This window comes from Nereida sp. NH-UV-3 (genome assembly GCF_042939535.1).
Classification (GTDB): Bacteria; Pseudomonadota; Alphaproteobacteria; order Rhodobacterales; family Rhodobacteraceae; genus Nereida; species Nereida ignava.
On record NZ_CP132157.1, the window covers coordinates 2,315,080 to 2,332,674 of the forward strand.

The window sequence follows — 17,595 nt, forward strand, 5'->3', positions numbered from 1 at the left end:
CCAAAATCGTCTGCTGTGTACTGACTGCGAACGCCATTGCAGCCTTCTTTGTGCTGTGGCAAAAGCACGAACATATCCAGCAGCCAACGGGATCTACGATATGAGCGATTTTGCAACACGCCGCCGCATGATGGTCGACACACAAGTGCGCCCGTCGGACGTCACGAAGTTCCCGATTATTGATGCAATGCTGTCGATCCCACGTGAGGTGTATGTCCCGTCCGAAAAACGTGAAGCGGCTTACATGGACGGTGAAGTTGCATTGGGCGGGGGCCGTGTTTTGTTGGAAGCACGCAGCTTTGCCAAGCTTCTTGATGCGCTGACCATCGATACTGACGATCTTGTTCTCGACGTGGCCTGCGGGCACGGCTACTCCACGGCGGTTTTGGCACATATGGCCGCAGCTGTTGTTGGTGTGGAAAGTGATGCCGAGATGGCCGAGATTGCTCAGAGCAACCTGTCAGAAAACAATATCGATAACGCGGCTGTAAAAGATTGTGGCTTAGCGGAAGGGGCTGCTTCTGAGGGGCCATTTGATGTGATCTTGATCAGCGGTGGCGTCGAAGTTGTACCGGATGCGTTGCTGGCACAGCTAAAAGACGGCGGCCGTATCGGTGTGATTATGATGGAAAACGCGCTTGGGCGGGCCATGATCGGTCACAAACAAGACGGTAAAGTGAGCTGGCGTTTTGCATTCAACGCAACTGCCCCGATCCTGCCGGATTTCCAAGCGGCAACTGCCTTTCAGCTTTGACACTCTGAAAACTATACTAGATAGTTCAGTTAAGGCAGGGCGCGGTTTTCGCGCACCGCAGCTGATCTCTAGGAAGCTTTTCTAATGTTCTCAACGCCTCGTCGTCCCGCGTATTTTCTCGCAACCGCCGTCACCGTCTTTACAACTCTGCTGCCTCAGGCATCTGCTGCGGATAGTTTAAAAGATGCGTTGATCGGGGCCTACAAACATTCGGGTCTGTTGCAACAGCAACGCGCGCTGCTACGTGCCGCTGACGAAGATGTGGCGCAATCAATGGCTGCGCTGAAGCCGGTTATTGCTTTTTCTGCGGCGGCGACTGGCACAAACGCAAATGCTTTTAATTCGTTTGATTACAGCGCGTCGGGAACACTTTCGGCGCAGATCACACTTTACGATAACAACCGCTCACGGCTTGGTGCGGGGGCCGCCAAAGAAGCTGTTCTGGCGGGGCGTGAAGGGCTTGTTTTGGCTGAACAGCAGATTCTGTTCCGTGCGATTGATGCGTATTTGAACGTCCGGCGTCAGCGCCAATTGGTGGCGCTTCGCAATAACAACCTGACCTTGCTGAACCGCGAATTGCGCGCCGCTCAGGACCGCTTTGACGTAGGTGAAGTGACGCGAACAGATGTTGCCCTTGCGGAGGCCCGTATGGCCAGCGCGCGTGGTGATCTGGCGTCTGCGCAAGGTGCGCTTAGCCGTGCAATGGCGGAATATGCAAATGCAGTTGGGCGCAAGCCGGGTGATTTGCAAGCGGTCAAGCCTGTTCCAAGTCCTGCCAAATCAATCGCTGCGGCGGCAGAATTTGCACAACGTAACCACCCAAGCGCAAAGCGTGCGCAGCGTGAAGTGACCGTTGCGGAGTTGAATGTAGCACGCGCCGAAGCCGCTATGGGCAGCACGGTAACCCTGACGGGCCGTATCGGGGTTGATGACGATTTTGACACGACCGAAACCGCTCAGATCGAGCTAAGCCAGCCAATTTACCAAGGTGGGCGTTTGTCGTCGTTAGTTCGCCAAGCTCAAGCGCGTCGTGACGCAAGTCTGGCAAACGTGCATGTAGTGAGCAATGATGTGCGCCAATCAGTTGAGAACGCCTTTGCTGATTTGTCCATTGCACGGGCGCAAATTCAGTCGGCCGAGCGTCAGGTGCGCGCGGCACAAACGGCATTTAACGGGGTGCGTGAAGAAGCAAAGCTTGGTGCACGGACGACACTTGATGTGCTTGATGCTGAGCAGGAACTGTTGAACGCGCGCACACAACGCATCAGCGCGTTGATTGACGAACGGCGTGCATCTTACGGTGTGCTGGTTTCAATGGGTCTTTTGACCGCTGATTATCTGAAGCTTGGCATTCAGACATATGATCCCGCTGGTTACTATGAGTTGGTCAAAGATGGTCCGACGAAAAAATCCAAGCAGGGCCAACAGCTTGACCGTATTCTCAAAGGTCTGAACAAGTAAGCACATTACGCGTGTGATTTACTGTGTGCGCAGCAACCTGTTGTCGCGCGGGGGATGCTCAGCTAATGTCGCGGTAAGCAACTTACGGGCAAACTCAATGTCGGACACAGTCAATAACGCAGATATCGAAGACGTTTTGTCGTCTATTCGTCGATTGGTCGCCGATGATGCACCTGCGCGCCAGAGTGCGGCGGAGACACCAGCTGCAGAGCCTACGTCAGATGCGCAAAAACCTGCTGCACGGCTGTTGCTGACCGAAGCGTTGCGCGTGGATCTTGATGAGGCGGTGGATACAGCAGCTGCTACCGCACCGATTGAGCATGCAGTTGCCACAGCGGCCGCAACTGAGATCGAAGATAACGTAGTGGCGTTTTTTACCGGTGACGCGAAATCCACCGCGTCTCAGGTGCCCCCATATGAGGATCAAGAAGCTGAGGCGGCGCTTTTGTCGGATTCTGATCTGTCCTCAGTTGTGGCGGATGAGGTTGGTCCGGAAACTTCGGCAAATTCAGCCGAAGACGACAACATGTTCCAAGAGCATGTGATGGATGAGGATGCTCTGCGCGAGTTGATCGGCAAACTTGTCCGAGAGGAACTTCAGGGCGAGTTAGGCGAGCGGATCAGCCGTAATGTCCGAAAACTGGTACGGCGCGAAATTCACCGCGCAATGGCAAGTATCGATCTGGATTAGGCCGTAGATCCGCGTACATCAGCGGCGCATGACAACAAAGCATCGATATCCATATGCTTCTCTAGGTGATCAGCAAGCGCATCAAGCGTGGCCTCTACATCGCCTTGATAATCAAGCTGCCTTGATGTGCCGCCCAATTCTGCAAGGTACGCTGCGCGGAATTTATCTGCTGTAAAAAGCCCGTGCAGATAACACCCTTTGATCCTGCCATTCGCGGATGCGGCCCCCTCAGAGCGCCCATCAAGGGTCAACCACGCGGCGTTGCAGTCTTTGCCTGTCGTTTTGCCTAAGTGAATTTCATACCCGTCAACGGGGTGGCCGGATGCCTTGTGAAACGCGGATGATAAGCTAAGGCGTTTTTGGGGGTGCATAACCGTTTCAACGTCAAGCAGACCCAGTCCATCGACGGAACAAGCTGGTCCCTCAATGCCATCGGGATCATGGATTCTGCTCCCCAACATCTGATACCCACCGCAAATACCCAACACATGACCGCCACGCCGCACATGGGCCTGTAGGTCGATGTCCCAGCCTTGTTGCTTGAAATGGGCCAGATCGGCGATTGTTGATTTACTGCCCGGTATCAAAACCAGTTGCGCATCAGCGGGCAGGGGGCGTCCGGCCTCAATGATTTCAACTGTTATGTCCGGCTCTGACGAAAGCGGGTCCAGATCATCAAAATTTGCGATGCGGCCAAGGCGCGGCACGGCAATCTTGAACGCCCCACCTGTTCGGCTGGCAACATCCATCACATCTTCGGCAGGCAGTTTCCACGCATCGGCAAACCAAGGGATCACGCCCAACGACGTCCAGCCGGTGTGATCCATGATTGCGGTTAGCCCCTCATCAAACAGGGTGGTATCGCCGCGAAATTTGTTGATGCCGAATGCCTTAATCCGCGCGCGGTCCTCGGAGGGTAGCACCACATGGGTGCCGACCAGTTGGGCAATAACGCCGCCGCGATCAATGTCGCCGATTAGGGCCACGGGAACCCCTGCAGCTTCGGCAAAACCCATGTTCGCAATGTCGCCCGCGCGCAAGTTGACCTCCGCAGGTGAGCCCGCGCCTTCGATGATGACCAGATCGGTAGTGCTTGCGAGACGGTGAAAACTTTCAAGGACGGCTTGCATAAGCTTGGGTTTTGCTTTGGCGTAATCACGTGCTTTGAGTGTGGCAACGCGCTCGCCTTGTACGATGACTTGGGCACCAATGTCAGTTTCGGGCTTGAGCAAAACGGGGTTCATATCCGTGTGCGGGGCCACGCCACAGGCCATTGCCTGAAGCGCTTGGGCACGCCCAATCTCGCCCCCATCTTCAGTGACAGCGGCGTTGTTGGACATGTTTTGCGGCTTGAACGGGCGCACGCTCATGCCGCGCCGCACGCACGCACGCGCGATGCCAGCCACCAAGATCGACTTGCCCACATTTGAGCCGGCACCCTGTATCATGATTGCTTTTGTCATTGTGCCCCCTCGCGTTACCTGTGTTTACATTGACCCGCAGCGGAGGGCTACGATGAACACACCGGCACATCTGATTTTTGGACTGGCGGTATTTGGTCGCCCGAACGCGTCACGGGTCACGGCTGCCGCATTGGCCGGTGCGCTGATCCCTGATGCATCGCTTTATGTGATGGCAGGGTGGTCACTGTTTGTGATGGGAATTGATGCGCGCATTGTGTTCGGCGAGCTTTACTTTTCCGACCTCTGGCAGGCCGTTTTTCGGATCGATAACAGTTTTATTTTATGGGAGGCTGGCTTTGCCGCGGCGCTTTGGTGGCGGCTGGATTGGGCAATTGCTCTTTGTGGAGCGGCTCTTTTACATCTGCTGTTTGATTTTCCGCTGCATCACGATGATGGGCGGGCGCATTTCTGGCCCCTAACGGATTGGATTTACCAAAGCCCGCTCAGCTATTGGGATCGCAATCATTATGCTGGGATTGTCGCGCCGATTGAAATGGGGATGAGCCTGATTGCTGGCGCTTTCATCGTACGACGTTTTTGGGGCAGCAAGCTGATCGTCGGCTTGAGTGGTGTTTTGATGGCGGCACAGGTTGTGCCCGGCTTAATCTGGGCGTTTGTGTTTTAGCCTGAAAATAATGGGGACAGCCGCGGTAAATCGCTTATAAAAAATGCGCCCTAAATATTAGGACGCATTCTATAAATTCTTTTGTAGTGAGGTTCGCAGTACGCTTAAGCGGCTTCGGCCTGTGCTGCGTTGCGACGCTCGCTTTCTTCACGGCTAAGTGCCACGGATGTCCGTACGCCCTTGCCAACAAAGTCCATCAAACCTTCGACAACACGTTCGTTCGGATCAATACCTGCGCAGCTTAGAACTTCGCGGCCATCACGTGAACGTGCCCAACGGGCGATTTGGTCTGGACCATTTCCGTATTTCTTGTCATCAGCGATCGCATCGTCCAATGCGGCCAGCACCACCGCTGCAAATAGCTTGCGTGCGCGGTTGCCTTGTTCGTTGTTAAATGCAGTGCCATCAACGAAATCTTGCATCTCGTCTCCTAAATACAGTTGGTCTTGTTCTCGGCGTTGGGTCGTTATGGACCATTCAATACGATTCGGGGAAGTATTTTTTGCATGGCTGTCATGATGAAAACGCATGGCTTTTTACTGAATTGTAATAATCGGCCCTTGCTTGCCAGCTTCCGTTACCAAGGATATAGGCGCTGTTAATAGTATATCAACACTTGCGGGACATCCGACCTATGCCAAAAATCAACGGAAACGAGATCAGACCAGGTAATGTTTTGGAACATAACGGCGGGCTTTGGGCCGCTGTTAAAGTAGACCATGTGAAGCCGGGTAAGGGCGGTGCTTTTGCTCAGGTCGAGATGAAGAACCTTCGTAACGGCTCAAAGCTTAACGAGCGTTTTCGCAGTGCCGACAAAGTTGAGCGCGTCCGCCTTGAGCAAAAAGACCAGCAGTTCCTTTTTGAAAGCGACGGCATGTTGACGTTCATGGACACCGAGACTTATGAGCAAATTGAACTGCCTGCAGATATTTTGGGCGAGCGTCGCGCATTCTTGCAAGACGGCATGACCATCGTCATCGAATACCACGAAGCCGAAGCGCTTAACGCAACGCTGCCACAAAAAGTCGTGTGCAAAGTTGTTGAGACAGAGCCAGTCGTCAAAGGTCAGACAGCCGCAAACAGCTTTAAGCCAGCAGTTTTGGATAACGGTTTCAAAGTAATGGTGCCACCGTTTGTTGGTCAGGACGAAGACATCGTCGTGAACACAGAAACGATGGAATACGCAGAGCGCGCCTAATCGATAACGGTGAGGGCGGTTTCATCTGCCCTCATCCCATCGGCGCGGTCAAATCTGATATGCGCCAGTCCCAAATTCCCCGACACTGAATAAAGATGACCCGCAGGCTTGCCGTCCTTGGTGATGGGGGTATCGGCCTTTGCGCTGCCATCATGGGCGACCTTCACTAGACCCTTTTTCAGCTCGGTCTTATGTTTCATCCGCGCACAAATCTCTTGCCCGACAAAACATCCCTTTTTGAAGTCTATGCCGTTCAGGCGCTCGAACCCCGCCTCAAGAATGTAGGTGTCGGGCGTCAGCTCAATCCCTGTTTGTGGCACGGCCAAACGTACGCTCAGGGCTGAAAGCGCGTCCGATGTGATCGCTGAAGACGCGCTGCTATCGCTTGTGGTGCTATAAGCACGATGGGGTAATTCAGGGTGGCGCGGATCAGCATGGCCGCTGCCAAGCGATACGGACAGATCACTTTGCGCAATGGCCACATCTGCGCGCAGTTTATACATGTTCAGCCGCGTGAACAGCAGGCTGGCGTGGGTGCTGGCCACATCAAGCAACACTTGTTCCGCGTCATTGAGCAAGAAGAAATCAGCAACAAATTTACCCTGCGCGGTCAACAGCGCCGCATATGTCAGTGGGCTCTGCGCATCAAATGAATTGGTGATGAGCCCTGCCAGAAAGCTATGACGGTCAGGCCCTGTGATTGTAAAAACGGTGCGGTCGGTCATGGATTATGCCTACAGTTAATTACGTTGAGCGGCGGAACAGGTTAGTCAGTGACGTCCAAATACTCGGGGCCTCTTCGGTCTCGGACGGGGTGCTGAGATACGGTGCGCGGTGGACTGTTTTGCCGTCTTTGAATTGCGCAGCATGAAGGGCGGCATATGCACCACCAAGTGCCATCAGTGCCCCGTGGCTGCCTTCCTCAACGACGCGCCCACGGTCCATCACCACAATCTTGTCGGCGTTTTGAATTGTCGACAAGCGGTGTGCGATCACTAGTGTTGTGCGGCCTTTTGAAAGCTTCTCAAGCGCATCTTGGACCAGTTTTTCCGATTGGGTGTCGAGAGCCGATGTCGCCTCGTCCAACAGCAAGATCGGCGTGTCACGCAAAAGCGCGCGCGCGATCGCAACGCGCTGTCGTTGCCCGCCAGACAGCGCTGACCCCCTTGGACCTGCGGGGGTATCAATGCCTTGCTCAAGCTTGGGCAAAAACGCACTGACGTGGGCCGCATCAAGGGCAGCAGCAAGCTGTTCGTCTGTGACGTTGCTCTGACCCAACAAAATATTTTCGCGGATGGTTTCATCAAAGAGCAGCGCGTCTTGTGTCACCACGGAATAAAGTGAGCGCAGCGCGTTGATGTCAAATTGGGTAATGTCCGTATCGCCCAACATTACCTGACCGGCGCTTGGGTCATTGAGGCGCGTTAGCAAGTTGAACACAGTCGATTTGCCCGCGCCAGATGCGCCCACCAGCGCGGTTGTTTGACCCGCGGCGGCGGTAAAGCTTGCGCCCTGCAACACTGGATGATCGCCGTAGCTAAGATGCACGTCGCGTAGGACAATGTCGCCGGTTTCTACAGGTAGCGGGGTTATGGAAACTGGCGCTTTGATCTGATCCGGCGTGGTTTCAAATAACTCTTTGAGCCGTTCAATCCCCGCCGCAGCCGTTTGCCAAATACCTGCAAGACCGGCCAAGCGGCGCAGGGGCTCAAACGCAAATCCCATGGCCGTAAAGAAGGACATGAATTCACCGATTGTCTTTTCGCCCGAAATGATGTCGCTCGCGCCATAAACCAGCACTGCAAAAAAGCCGATGCCTGCCACCAAATCCGCAAGACCAGACATCATTGCACGGCCAATCGCGGCTTGTACTTCAACGCGGACACGTTTCGAGATCAGTCCAGTGTAGCGGTCATCTTGATACGTCTCCAAGCGGTTCAGCTTGATGGGGGCCATGCCGTGAAAAATTTCGTCAAGACGCGTAGACATAGAGGCCGCAACATCGCGGGCATTGGTGGCTTTGCGCCGCACAAACCGCTGCATCAGCTGGCTTGGTAGGATCATAAGCGGCAGCCCGATCAGGGTAACAAGCGTCCAGACCCAATCGATGGACAGCACCACAACCAAAAGTGCCACAAGGGTCACTGCATCACGGCCCGCACCGGTGATCAGCGCCATCCAGACTTGGTTCACGCCTTGCACATCGCCTTGCACACGCTCAATCAGATATCCCGGTGGGTTCTTTTGATGAAACCCCATGTCGAGGCTCATCAGGTGGCGCGCCATATCGGATTTAATGGTGCCTTCGGTCTTTTGGGCGATGCGCGTCAGGATCGCGCGCTGACCGACAGTTGTGATGGCACGAACCGCAAAGATGCCAAAAATAACGCCGCCTACGACGTAAGCCGCACTTTTGTTGCCGCCCACAAACACCGTATCGAACATCGGCTGTAGCATATACGACAACAGCCCCAACATAGAGCCTTCGACGGCCATGAAGATCAACGCGATGATCAGCCAGCCTGTGTGCGGACGCAAAAACCGTGTCCAAAGCCAGCCAAAAAGCGCACGGTCCGTGAGGGTCCGAGGTGTGCCCGCAGCAACAGGGCTTTGCGCGGCTATATCAGTTGAAGGGGGGGATGTTTCGGTCACTGTCGTTGCGCACTTTCAGTTAGGCAGGGCAGATGCGTAACCTACGGTCTATTCTGGCAAACACGTTGGCGCAAGGGTCACGAATTGACCAACGCGCATCGGCGGTCTAGCTCTAAGCCATCGGAACAGATCCGAGCCTTTCAAGGATATTTAAAATGACATCGCTTACCCACGGTCGCCACTACCTCGCTATTCCCGGTCCTTCTGTTATGCCAGACCGCGTTTTGCAGGCGATGCACCGCCCGTCGCCCAACATTTATGAGGGTGAACTGATTGAGATCACTGAAACACTGCCTGCTGATCTCAAGGCGATGGCGCGGACCAAGCATCACGTTGCGATGTACATCGGTAACGGCCATGCCGCATGGGAGGCCGCTTTGTTCAACACGCTTTCTGCAGGTGATGAGGTGATCGTCATCATGACCGGGCTGTTCGCTAATGGCTGGGCAGATATGGCCAAGGCGATGGGCGTCACCGCGCATGTTCTGGATTTTGGCAGACGCAGCAGTTTTGATCCCGCCCGTGTCGCCGAGGCTCTTGCGGCGACGCCTCAGGCCAAAGCGGTCTTGATGGTGCACGTTGATACATCGACCTCGGTGAAAAACGACGTGTCTGCGGTGCGTGCTTTGATGGACGAGGCGGGCAGTGATGCGCTGTTAATGGCGGATTGTATCGCAAGTTTTGGCTGTGATGATTTCCGCATGGACGCGTGGGGCGTCGATGTGATGGTCGCAGGTTGTCAAAAGGGCCTGATGGTGCCGGCGGGGATGAGCTTTGTTTTCTACAGTGACAAAGCCGATGACATTCGCGAAGCAAACGGATGCCTGTCGCGTTATTGGGATTGGCGCCCGCGCACGAACCCAGAGTTTTTCTATCTGCATTGGTGCGGCACAGCCCCAACGCATCATATTTATGGATTGCGTGAAGCGTTGGATATGATCAACGAGGAAGGCTATGAGAACGTCTTGGCGCGGCACCGTGTGTTGGCTGAGGCCGTTTGGGCCGCGTTTGAGTGTTGGTCAAAAGATGGCCCTCTTGAGTTGAACATCGCAGATCGTGCGCTGCGCAGTCATGCGGTGACAACATTGCGCACCGGTGCCCCGCACGCGACGACCCTGCGAAATTGGGTGAGCGCAAATGCGGGTCTTACCCTTGGTATCGGGTTGGGTATGGCAACCGAAGACGATCCAAAGTCAGACGGTTTTTTCCGTGTCGGTCACATGGGCTATGTGAACGCGCAAATGATTTTGGGTGCGTTGGGCACAATTCAAACAGGGCTTGTAGCCACCGGTTTGCCCCATGGGGACGGAGCACTTGAAGCAGCGACGCGCCTTCTGGCGGGGCAGGGATAACAGCACAGGATGCTTAATGGTTGTCAGGCGCGTTCTTTGATTTTTTGTGGAATGCGCCTGATGATTAACAGGTCAAAACTGTAGGCAAAGAGCATCACGCCAACAGTGCCCCAATGGGTGTAGATCGCGAAGATCGCCATAAAGAGCAGCGCTCCAAAACTCCATAAGAACGGCTTTGTGTAACGCTCTGCACGGTCAGAAATGGGTTTTCGATAAGACATACTCTGCACGCTAGAAGCCAATGGTTAAACATAACTTTATGGCGGCAAAGCTCTCAGGCAAGAATTAATTCAAATTACGCTAACTTCGCCATAGTCGCTGCAAATGCCTTTTCAAATGCGTCCATGGCGTCTTGCGGGCCACAGGACACGCGGATAGCACGGCTTTGGGGGGCCACGGCGGGCTTGCGCACGAAGATGCAGCGTTCGAGCAATTCGTTCATCACCCGGACTGCGAAAGCCTCGTCACGGCCGCAATCAATTGCAACAAAATTAGTATGTGAGGGCAGGCAGGTAAGTCCGTGTGCGCTAGCGATTTCGGCAATGCGCGCCTTGGATGCGTCAATTTGTGCTACTGTTTTCTTCAGATAGCTTTGGTCTTGCAATGCGGCCAGCGCACCTGCCATCCCGACCCGCGACATGCCGAAATGGTTTCGCACTTTGTTGAATGCCGCGATGACCTCCGGCGCGCCAAGTGCGTAGCCGACCCGTGCCCCTGCAAGCCCGTAAGCCTTTGAAAATGTGCGCATCCGAATGACATTCGGGGTATTGGCATCAATCTGCGGCAGGTCATGATGGGTGTCCGCATAGGCCTCGTCGAGCACCAAAAGAACGCCTGCAGGAATGTCCTTAATGGCTGCCTCAATCACTTTTGCACTATGTGCCGTGCCCATCGGATTGTCGGGATTAGAGAGATACATCAGCTTGGTGCGCGGGGTCTGTCGCGCCTTTTCCCAGAGGGCAGTGATGTCTTCACGGTCGTCCCGGTATGGCACTGTCGCCAATGTGCCGCCAAATCCCACAACATGATAATTGAACGTGGGGTAGGCCCCCAGTGACGTGACCGCATGGTCACCTTCAGTAATTGTGAGACGCACCAGATTGGCCAGAAGACCGTCGATGCCTTCGCCAATCATGATGTGATCCGGGCTGACGTTGTGGAATTCCGCCAAAGCGTGTTTCAACTCATGCGCCTCTGGATCGGCGTATTGCCAAGCCTCAGTCGCCGCGTGCTGCATAGCCGCAATCGCTTTGGGTGAGGGGCCAAAGGCAGACTCGTTTGCGCCAAGCCGCGCGGTAAAGGCTGCACCACAGGCGCGTTCTTGCGCCTCTGGCCCAACAAAAGGGACTGAGGCCGGCAAGTCACGGGCGAGCGGCGTTAGAAAATCATTGCTCATGTTCAACACCTTTCTTTGCCGCCCGAGTGCCTGGGAACGCCTGCCTAAATTTCGGCCAAGCGGGCCAAAGCAGAGCGAACAATCTCTGCCTCGCCTTGACGTTCTGACAGGTTCGCTTTGGCTTCTTCAACCACTTCCGCAGGTGCGGATTGCGCGAACTTTGGATTGTTGACGCGGCCCTCGAGCCCTTTGATTTCCTTCTCAAGCTTGAGCAGGTTTTTGGACAGGCGGGCGTTTTCTTTGTCCACGTCGATAATGTCTTTGAGCGGCAGCGCAAAGCTTGATGCACCGGCGTTCACAGAGATCGCCCCTTTGGGGGTCTCTGCCGCATCAGACAGGTTATCGATCCGCGCAAGACGTTTGATCATTGCCTCATTGGCGGTGTAAGCCGCCCGTGCTGCCGGATCGATATTCATCGCGAGAACCGGAATATAGAGGCCCGCAGGCACGTTCATTTGCGCGCGTGCGGAACGGACCGCGTCGATGAAAGAGATTACCCAGTTCAGTTCTTCGTCCGCGGCCGGATCCACAAGGTCCGCGCCGTAGCTTGGCCATTGTGCATGGACCAACATGGATTTGCGGTCGCCTGATGTGCCCCAAAGTTCTTCGGTGACATAAGGCATAATGGGATGCAGAAGGATCAAGCACTGGTCCAAAACCCATGCCATGGTCGCTTGGGTTTCGGCTTTGTGCGTATCATCATCGCCCTGCAACAGCGGCTTTGACAGCTCCACATACCAATCACAAACCTTGCCCCACACAAATGCATAAAGCGCATTGGCCGCATCGTTAAAACGGTAAGCTTCAAGGGCTGCGTTCACGTCTGCAAGCACTTTGGCCGTCTCACCAATGATCCAGCGGTTGACTGCTGCGGTGGGCTCTGGACGCGTGCCGTTGCCGCCCACAGCGCCGTTCATTTCGGCAAAGCGGTGGGCGTTCCAGATTTTGGTGCCAAAGTTACGGTAACCTGCGATACGCTGCATATCGAGTTTCAGCACCCCGCCCAGAGACGCCATCGCCGCATTGGCAAAACGCAAAGCATCCGCGCCGTATTCGTCAATGATATCGATCGGGTCGATCACGTTGCCGGTGGTTTTCGACATCTTCTTGCCTTGGGCATCGCGCACAAGGCCGTGCAGATAGACTGTGTCGAACGGAATGTCGTTCACCACGGACAGCTGCATCATCATCATTCGGGCTACCCAGAAGAACAGAATATCTGTGCCAGTGATCAGTGTTGATGTGGGGTGATAGCGCGCCAGTTCCGCGGTTTGTTCTGGCCAGCCAAGTGTGCCGATTGGCCAAAGGCCGGACGAGAACCATGTGTCCAGAACATCGGGATCACGGGTAAGTGCAACACCGTCACCTGCAAGGGCCTGAGCCTCTGCTTCGGTTGCGGCGCAATACTGGTTGCCGTCGCCGTCAAACCAAACGGGGATCTGGTGTCCCCACCACAATTGCCGCGAGATGCACCACGGTTCGATGTTCTCAAGCCAGTGGAAATATACTTTCTCTTCGCTTTTGGGCAAAATTGTCGTGCGGCCGTCACGCACAGCATCAAGGGCGGGACCCACGATTTTCGACGCGTCGACAAACCATTGATCCGTTAGCATAGGCTCCATCACCACTTTTGAGCGGTCGCAGAACGGCTGCATGATCGGCTTGTTCTCAACAAGCGGCACGCTGCGGGTTGCCTCGTTGCCATCCTCATCTTTGAAGGTCTCTTGTGTCATCACGGCCAAACCTTCGGCTGTGATGTCGGCGATCACTTTCTTGCGGGCCTCAAACCGGTCAAGGCCGCGGTAATCATCGGGAACAAGGTTCATCGCGGCGATTTTCGCCTCGTCGAAGTCTTCCTCGCCCCGTGCGATGCGCAAAGCAGTTGCGGCTTCTTCGGCATAGCTGCGGCCATCGGCACGCATCGCTGCTTTGGTGTCCATAAGGTTATAGAGCGGGATGCCTGCGCGCTTTGCCACCAGATAGTCATTAGGATCGTGCGCGCCGGTGATTTTCACCGCACCAGAGCCGAACTCCATATCAGGATAATCATCGGTGATGATCGGGATCAAGCGGCGATGCTCTTTGGGCCCCACGGGAATTTCGCACAGCTTGCCAACGATTGGCGCATAGCGTTCATCGCGTGGATTTACGGCAACAGCACCGTCCCCAAGCATTGTTTCAGGGCGCGTGGTCGCGATGGAAATATAATCCCGCTCTTCACGCAGGATTTCGACGCCGTCAGCATCTTTTTCGATGTACGTATATGTCTCACCACCCGCGAGCGGGTATTTGAAGTGCCACATGTGGCCTGCAACTTCGACGTTCTCAACCTCAAGATCAGAGATCGCCGTTTCAAAATGGGGGTCCCAGTTCACCAGACGTTTGCCGCGGTAGATCAGGCCCTTGTTGTACATCTCTACGAAGACTTTGATGACTGCGTCGTGAAAGTTTGGTGCGCCGTTGCCGGCTTCCGGGTCACCTTTGGCGCCGCCCATCGTAAAGGCCTCACGGTCCCAGTCACAAGACGCGCCAAGACGTTTCAATTGACCGATGATATTGCCACGTGTGCGGGTTTTTTGCTGCCAGACGCGCTCGATGAAGGCGTCACGACCCATTTCAGCACGGGTGGGTTCGCCGTTGGCAGCCATTTCACGCTCGGTCACAAGCTGGGTTGCGATGCCAGCGTGATCTGTGCCCGCTTGCCACAGGGTGTCGTAGCCCTGCATGCGTTTCCAGCGGATCAAGATGTCTTGCAGCGTGTTGTTGAATGCGTGCCCAACGTGCAGATTGCCGGTGACGTTGGGGGGCGGGATCACGATAGAGAACGTCTCGGGGCGCGATGCGTTTGCACCTGCTTTGAAGGCACCGCTGTCCTCCCATGCTTTGTAAAGACGCGCCTCTGCCTCGGCTGCATTGAAAGTTTTGTCCAGTGCCATCGATCTTCATCCCTTATCAGATTGGCCCTCAGATAGCCGAGCTACGCCCCAAGGAAAAGGCCTGTGAGCAGACAACTGACCCATTGCGGCTGCGTTACGAAATATTACACTGTTTTCACGTCAGTTTGGTTGGGGTGTGATGGCCGCTTGTGCGATAGCTGGTCCAAGGAGAGCGCGTTGTGTTTAGGCGATTATTCAGGTGGATTACGCGGGGGCCTGCTCCGCAGCAAATCAAAGAGGGCACGCATAGCGCCAGCGTGACCCATGTCATTATCCTTGATGGTACCATGTCATCGTTGAGCGCGGGGCGTGAGACGAACGCGGGGCATGTTTTCAAGCTACTTCAAGAAGTCGGCGAAAGCCCGCAACTATCCGTTTATTATGAGCCGGGCATCCAGTGGTTTGACTGGCGCACAACGTGGGATGTCATGGTAGGGCGCGGCATCAACCGGCAGATCCGGCGCGCCTATGGGTATCTGGCAAGTCGCTACAGGGCAGGCGACAAAATTGTTCTGGTTGGGTTTTCGCGTGGGGCTTATGCGGTGCGCAGTTTGGCGGGCATGGTGGACCAGATTGGCCTTTTGCAGCGCGAACATGCAACAGTGCGCAATATTCGCACGGCCTACAGGCATTACGAAAGTGGCAGCAACTCAGACGTGCGGCGCGCGTTTTCGAATGCCCATTGTCACCCAGATACACCGATTGAGATGATTGGTGTTTGGGACACGGTCAAAGCCCTTGGGCTACGGTTGCCTCTATTGTGGCGGATCACCGAAAAGAAGCACCTGTTTCATTCCCACACGCTTGGCCAGAATGTCCGAAACGGATTTCACGCGTTGGCGCTTGATGAGACGCGGCGGGCATATATGCCGGTCAAATGGGAGACCCGGCCAGACTGGCGCGGTGTGCAGATGGAGCAAGTTTGTTTTCGGGCACGCACGGTGATGTGGGCGGGCAGATCGGGGCGTATGTGGTGGACCGCGGTTTGGCGAATATCCCACTGAACTGGATGTTGGGTCACTTGGATCACTGCGGCGTGCCGTTGCCCCGTGACTGGCGCGGGCGGTTTGTAGAAAACCCCAACGCGCCTTCAACGGGGAATTGGCGTGGGCTGTCAGTGGTGTTTTTGTCCCGCAAACGTCGGCGCGTCGGGCTTGATCCGTCCGAGGCGATCCACCCGCTGGCCGTTGAGATGCGCCGCGGTGTCAGGCGACTTTCTCAAGTTCGAGTTGCGGAGTAATCCCCAAGGCGTGGCATACGTCCCGGGTCATTTCTGGCTTGTTCAGCGTATAGAAATGCAGCTGTTCGACACCTTCCGTAATCAGCGTATCGCACAGTTCTGTTGCCAGGGAAATTGCCAGCAGGTCGGCACGGTTATCGCGGGTTGCTTTGTCGAATGCATCATCAAGCCAGCGCGGCGTTGGTGTGCCGCAGGCGTTGGCAAAAGCGCGCACGCCAGACCATGTCTCGATTGGCAAAATGCCGGGGATGATCGGCGCGGTGATGCCTGCTGCTGCGCAGTGATCGCGAAACCGCAGGAACGTGTCGGCCTCAAAGAAGAACTGCGTTAATGCGCTGTCGGCGCCTGCGTCTATCTTACGTTTCAGCCAGTCAACATTGGCCTTCATGTTCGTGGCATCAGGATGGCAATCTGGATAAGCGCCGACGCGAATGTGCTCAGCGCCTTCAACTTTAAGCGCGCTGATCAACTCAAGGGACGATGCAAAGCCTTCGGGGTGCGGTGTGAACTGCGCTTGGCCTTTGGGGGCGTCCCCGCGAAGCGCCACAATCTGGCGCACGCCTTGGTCCATGTAGGCGCGCGCAATTTCCAACGTCTCATCACGGGTTTGATCGACGCAGGTCAGATGTGCGGCCACGGTCAGGTCTGTCTGGCTACTCAGCGCACTGACGGCCTCGTGGGTGAGTTTGCGGGTCGTGCCGCCCGCGCCGTAGGTCACGGACACGAATGACGGATCAAGGGGCGCAAGAGTTTGCACGCAATCCCAAAGGCGGAACGCGGCGGGGATGGATTTGGGCGGAAAGAACTCGAAACTCACAGATGGGCTTGGCATGGCATATTCCTTTTTGGCTTGCGTTTTTGTGCCTGCGGGCATTACTTGAGGCAAGTTCATAACGCTCACCATCATTATGAGGACAGCATGCATATCGAGTTTCGCCATCTCCGCACGATCAAAGCGATCCATGAAGCCGGTGGGCTGTCGGCTGCTGCGGACAGGCTCAACATTACCCAATCTGCGCTGAGCCATCAGATCAAAGGTCTTGAGGATCAAGCGCAAGTTGAGCTGTTTATCCGGCGCTCAAAGCCTTTGAAATTGTCTGCGGCGGGCATGAAGCTGTTGGGTCTGGCTGAGCAAGTGTTGCCCCAAGTCGCAGCGCTTGAGGCCGAGTTTGCGGGCATTGAGCAGGGCCGCGCAGGACGCCTTCATATCGCGATTGAGTGTCACGCCTGTTTTGAGTGGTTGTTTCCGGTGCTTGAAAAATTCCGCAAAGCCTGGCCTGACGTGGACGTTGATATTTTGCCCGGCTTGGCCTTTGACGCGCTTCCTGCGTTGCAAAAGGAAAAAGTTGATCTTGTTGTATCATCGGATCCGGCGGATCTGGCTGGTGTCGATTTCACACCTCTTTTTGATTACGACGCGGTTTTTGTTGCCTCGAACCAGCACCCGCTGGCCAGCAAGCCTTTTGTCGACGCCGAGGATTTTCGCGGCGAAACTCTGATAACCTATCCTGTTGAACGCTCGCGGCTTGATGTTTTCTCACAGCTCTTGATCCCTGCCAAAGTTGAACCGGCAGAGGTCCGTCAAGCGGAACTGACGGCCGTAATCTTGTTGTTGGTTGCCTCAAATCGCGGTGTGGCGGTGTTGCCTGATTGGGTCGTACGCGAGGTAAAATACTCGTCTGACTACGTGACGCGGCCACTGACAGAAACAGGCATTACGCGCAGGCTTTACGCCGCCACACGCAGCAACGAGACCACGCTTCCCTACATGGCGCATCTTCTAAAGCTGGCTGGCATCGAAGCGGTTAAACTTCAACGCCATTAGCA

At 55.3% G+C, this 17,595-nt stretch carries 17 protein-coding genes; 9 read left to right on the forward strand and 8 right to left on the reverse strand.

Annotation, left to right across the window (positions count from 1 at the left end; all coding sequences use genetic code 11):
• Window positions 1-100 precede the first annotated feature (100 nt).
• From NeNHUV3_RS11385 to NeNHUV3_RS11395, 3 genes are all read left to right on the forward strand, one after another.
• Window positions 101-754 carry a protein-L-isoaspartate O-methyltransferase gene (locus NeNHUV3_RS11385; RefSeq protein WP_391481518.1) on the forward strand — a complete coding sequence of 218 codons (654 nt, stop codon included), beginning with the start codon at window positions 101-103 and terminating at the stop codon, window positions 752-754.
• A gap of 84 nt (window positions 755-838) precedes the next feature.
• Window positions 839-2,215, forward strand: a complete 1,377-nt coding sequence (locus tag NeNHUV3_RS11390; protein ID WP_391481519.1) for a TolC family outer membrane protein — start codon at window positions 839-841, stop codon at window positions 2,213-2,215.
• Between the two features lie 97 nt (window positions 2,216-2,312).
• The gene (locus NeNHUV3_RS11395; protein ID WP_391481520.1) at window positions 2,313-2,906 is read left to right on the forward strand and encodes a hypothetical protein; all 594 of its coding nucleotides are present in this window, start codon (window positions 2,313-2,315) and stop codon (window positions 2,904-2,906) included.
• Here the strand turns inward: NeNHUV3_RS11395 and NeNHUV3_RS11400 are convergent.
• Window positions 2,903-4,369: a cobyric acid synthase gene (locus tag NeNHUV3_RS11400; RefSeq protein WP_391481521.1), complete on the reverse strand. Its 1,467-nt coding sequence runs from the start codon at window positions 4,367-4,369 to the stop codon at window positions 2,903-2,905. The two genes, NeNHUV3_RS11395 and NeNHUV3_RS11400, sit on opposite strands and share 4 nt — an antisense overlap.
• A 52-nt stretch (window positions 4,370-4,421) precedes the next feature.
• Between NeNHUV3_RS11400 and NeNHUV3_RS11405 the strand changes: the two genes are divergently transcribed.
• Entirely contained in the window at window positions 4,422-4,994 is a 573-nt protein-coding gene (locus NeNHUV3_RS11405) for a cobalamin biosynthesis protein CobQ (protein ID WP_391481522.1), read from the forward strand.
• A 104-nt stretch (window positions 4,995-5,098) separates the two neighbouring features.
• Here NeNHUV3_RS11405 and NeNHUV3_RS11410 read toward each other — a convergent pair whose 3' ends face one another.
• Window positions 5,099-5,416 (reverse strand): DUF6280 family protein, encoded by a 318-nt coding sequence (locus NeNHUV3_RS11410; protein WP_048598313.1) that lies wholly within the window; start codon window positions 5,414-5,416, stop codon window positions 5,099-5,101.
• A 212-nt stretch (window positions 5,417-5,628) separates the two neighbouring features.
• Here NeNHUV3_RS11410 and efp point away from each other — a divergent pair, with 212 nt between their 5' ends.
• Window positions 5,629-6,192: an elongation factor P gene (gene efp / locus NeNHUV3_RS11415; RefSeq protein ID WP_048598312.1), complete on the forward strand. Its 564-nt coding sequence runs from the start codon at window positions 5,629-5,631 to the stop codon at window positions 6,190-6,192.
• On the opposite strand, the gene NeNHUV3_RS11420 is transcribed toward efp, so the two are convergent.
• Both NeNHUV3_RS11420 and NeNHUV3_RS11425 read right to left on the reverse strand, forming a co-directional pair.
• Complete coding sequence (locus NeNHUV3_RS11420; RefSeq protein ID WP_391481523.1) at window positions 6,189-6,917, reverse strand: YgfZ/GcvT domain-containing protein; 729 nt, start codon at window positions 6,915-6,917, stop codon at window positions 6,189-6,191. The genes efp and NeNHUV3_RS11420 overlap by 4 nt on opposite strands.
• A gap of 19 nt (window positions 6,918-6,936) precedes the next feature.
• Window positions 6,937-8,844, reverse strand: coding sequence for an ABC transporter ATP-binding protein (locus NeNHUV3_RS11425; protein ID WP_391481524.1), 1,908 nt, complete (start codon window positions 8,842-8,844; stop codon window positions 6,937-6,939).
• Window positions 8,845-8,999: 155 nt separating this feature from the next.
• Here NeNHUV3_RS11425 and NeNHUV3_RS11430 point away from each other — a divergent pair, with 155 nt between their 5' ends.
• Complete coding sequence (locus NeNHUV3_RS11430) at window positions 9,000-10,196, forward strand: pyridoxal-phosphate-dependent aminotransferase family protein (protein ID WP_391481525.1); 1,197 nt, start codon at window positions 9,000-9,002, stop codon at window positions 10,194-10,196.
• 23 nt (window positions 10,197-10,219) lie between these two features.
• On the opposite strand, the gene NeNHUV3_RS11435 is transcribed toward NeNHUV3_RS11430, so the two are convergent.
• The 3 genes from NeNHUV3_RS11435 to NeNHUV3_RS11445 all read right to left on the reverse strand — a co-directional run bounded on the left by NeNHUV3_RS11435 (window position 10,220) and on the right by NeNHUV3_RS11445 (window position 14,528).
• Window positions 10,220-10,417 carry a hypothetical protein gene (locus tag NeNHUV3_RS11435; RefSeq protein WP_391481526.1) on the reverse strand — a complete coding sequence of 66 codons (198 nt, stop codon included), beginning with the start codon at window positions 10,415-10,417 and terminating at the stop codon, window positions 10,220-10,222.
• Window positions 10,418-10,491: 74 nt separating this feature from the next.
• Window positions 10,492-11,592, reverse strand: coding sequence for a pyridoxal phosphate-dependent aminotransferase (locus NeNHUV3_RS11440; RefSeq protein WP_391481527.1), 1,101 nt, complete (start codon window positions 11,590-11,592; stop codon window positions 10,492-10,494).
• Window positions 11,593-11,636: 44 nt separating this feature from the next.
• Window positions 11,637-14,528 (reverse strand): valine--tRNA ligase, encoded by a 2,892-nt coding sequence (locus tag NeNHUV3_RS11445; RefSeq protein WP_391481528.1) that lies wholly within the window; start codon window positions 14,526-14,528, stop codon window positions 11,637-11,639.
• A gap of 257 nt (window positions 14,529-14,785) precedes the next feature.
• Here NeNHUV3_RS11445 and NeNHUV3_RS11450 point away from each other — a divergent pair, with 257 nt between their 5' ends.
• Together NeNHUV3_RS11450 and NeNHUV3_RS11455 are read left to right on the forward strand one after the other, a co-directional pair.
• The gene (locus NeNHUV3_RS11450; protein WP_391481529.1) at window positions 14,786-15,532 is read left to right on the forward strand and encodes a DUF2235 domain-containing protein; all 747 of its coding nucleotides are present in this window, start codon (window positions 14,786-14,788) and stop codon (window positions 15,530-15,532) included.
• Window positions 15,514-15,768, forward strand: a complete 255-nt coding sequence (locus NeNHUV3_RS11455) for a hypothetical protein (RefSeq protein ID WP_391481530.1) — start codon at window positions 15,514-15,516, stop codon at window positions 15,766-15,768. Before NeNHUV3_RS11450 ends, NeNHUV3_RS11455 begins: the two co-directional genes overlap by 19 nt.
• Here the strand turns inward: NeNHUV3_RS11455 and metF are convergent.
• Entirely contained in the window at window positions 15,734-16,600 is an 867-nt protein-coding gene (metF, locus tag NeNHUV3_RS11460) for a methylenetetrahydrofolate reductase [NAD(P)H] (protein WP_391481531.1), read from the reverse strand. The genes NeNHUV3_RS11455 and metF overlap by 35 nt on opposite strands.
• Window positions 16,601-16,687: 87 nt before the next feature.
• Here metF and NeNHUV3_RS11465 point away from each other — a divergent pair, with 87 nt between their 5' ends.
• Entirely contained in the window at window positions 16,688-17,593 is a 906-nt protein-coding gene (locus tag NeNHUV3_RS11465) for a LysR family transcriptional regulator (RefSeq protein ID WP_391481532.1), read from the forward strand.
• Window positions 17,594-17,595 lie beyond the last annotated feature (2 nt).

What these genes read in the sequence shown, in the direction of transcription:
- NeNHUV3_RS11385 (WP_391481518.1), top strand. Translation starts at nt 101, where the DNA reads ATGAGCGATTTTGCAACACGCCGCCGCATGATGGTCGACACACAAGTG.
- NeNHUV3_RS11390 (WP_391481519.1), top strand. Translation starts at nt 839, where the DNA reads ATGTTCTCAACGCCTCGTCGTCCCGCGTATTTTCTCGCAACCGCCGTC.
- NeNHUV3_RS11395 (WP_391481520.1), top strand. Translation starts at nt 2,313, where the DNA reads ATGTCGGACACAGTCAATAACGCAGATATCGAAGACGTTTTGTCGTCT.
- NeNHUV3_RS11400 (WP_391481521.1), bottom strand. Translation starts at nt 4,369, where the DNA reads ATGACAAAAGCAATCATGATACAGGGTGCCGGCTCAAATGTGGGCAAG.
- NeNHUV3_RS11405 (WP_391481522.1), top strand. Translation starts at nt 4,422, where the DNA reads ATGAACACACCGGCACATCTGATTTTTGGACTGGCGGTATTTGGTCGC.
- NeNHUV3_RS11410 (WP_048598313.1), bottom strand. Translation starts at nt 5,416, where the DNA reads ATGCAAGATTTCGTTGATGGCACTGCATTTAACAACGAACAAGGCAAC.
- efp (WP_048598312.1), top strand. Translation starts at nt 5,629, where the DNA reads ATGCCAAAAATCAACGGAAACGAGATCAGACCAGGTAATGTTTTGGAA.
- NeNHUV3_RS11420 (WP_391481523.1), bottom strand. Translation starts at nt 6,917, where the DNA reads ATGACCGACCGCACCGTTTTTACAATCACAGGGCCTGACCGTCATAGC.
- NeNHUV3_RS11430 (WP_391481525.1), top strand. Translation starts at nt 9,000, where the DNA reads ATGACATCGCTTACCCACGGTCGCCACTACCTCGCTATTCCCGGTCCT.
- NeNHUV3_RS11435 (WP_391481526.1), bottom strand. Translation starts at nt 10,417, where the DNA reads ATGTCTTATCGAAAACCCATTTCTGACCGTGCAGAGCGTTACACAAAG.
- NeNHUV3_RS11440 (WP_391481527.1), bottom strand. Translation starts at nt 11,592, where the DNA reads ATGAGCAATGATTTTCTAACGCCGCTCGCCCGTGACTTGCCGGCCTCA.
- NeNHUV3_RS11445 (WP_391481528.1), bottom strand. Translation starts at nt 14,528, where the DNA reads ATGGCACTGGACAAAACTTTCAATGCAGCCGAGGCAGAGGCGCGTCTT.
- metF (WP_391481531.1), bottom strand. Translation starts at nt 16,600, where the DNA reads ATGCCAAGCCCATCTGTGAGTTTCGAGTTCTTTCCGCCCAAATCCATC.
- NeNHUV3_RS11465 (WP_391481532.1), top strand. Translation starts at nt 16,688, where the DNA reads ATGCATATCGAGTTTCGCCATCTCCGCACGATCAAAGCGATCCATGAA.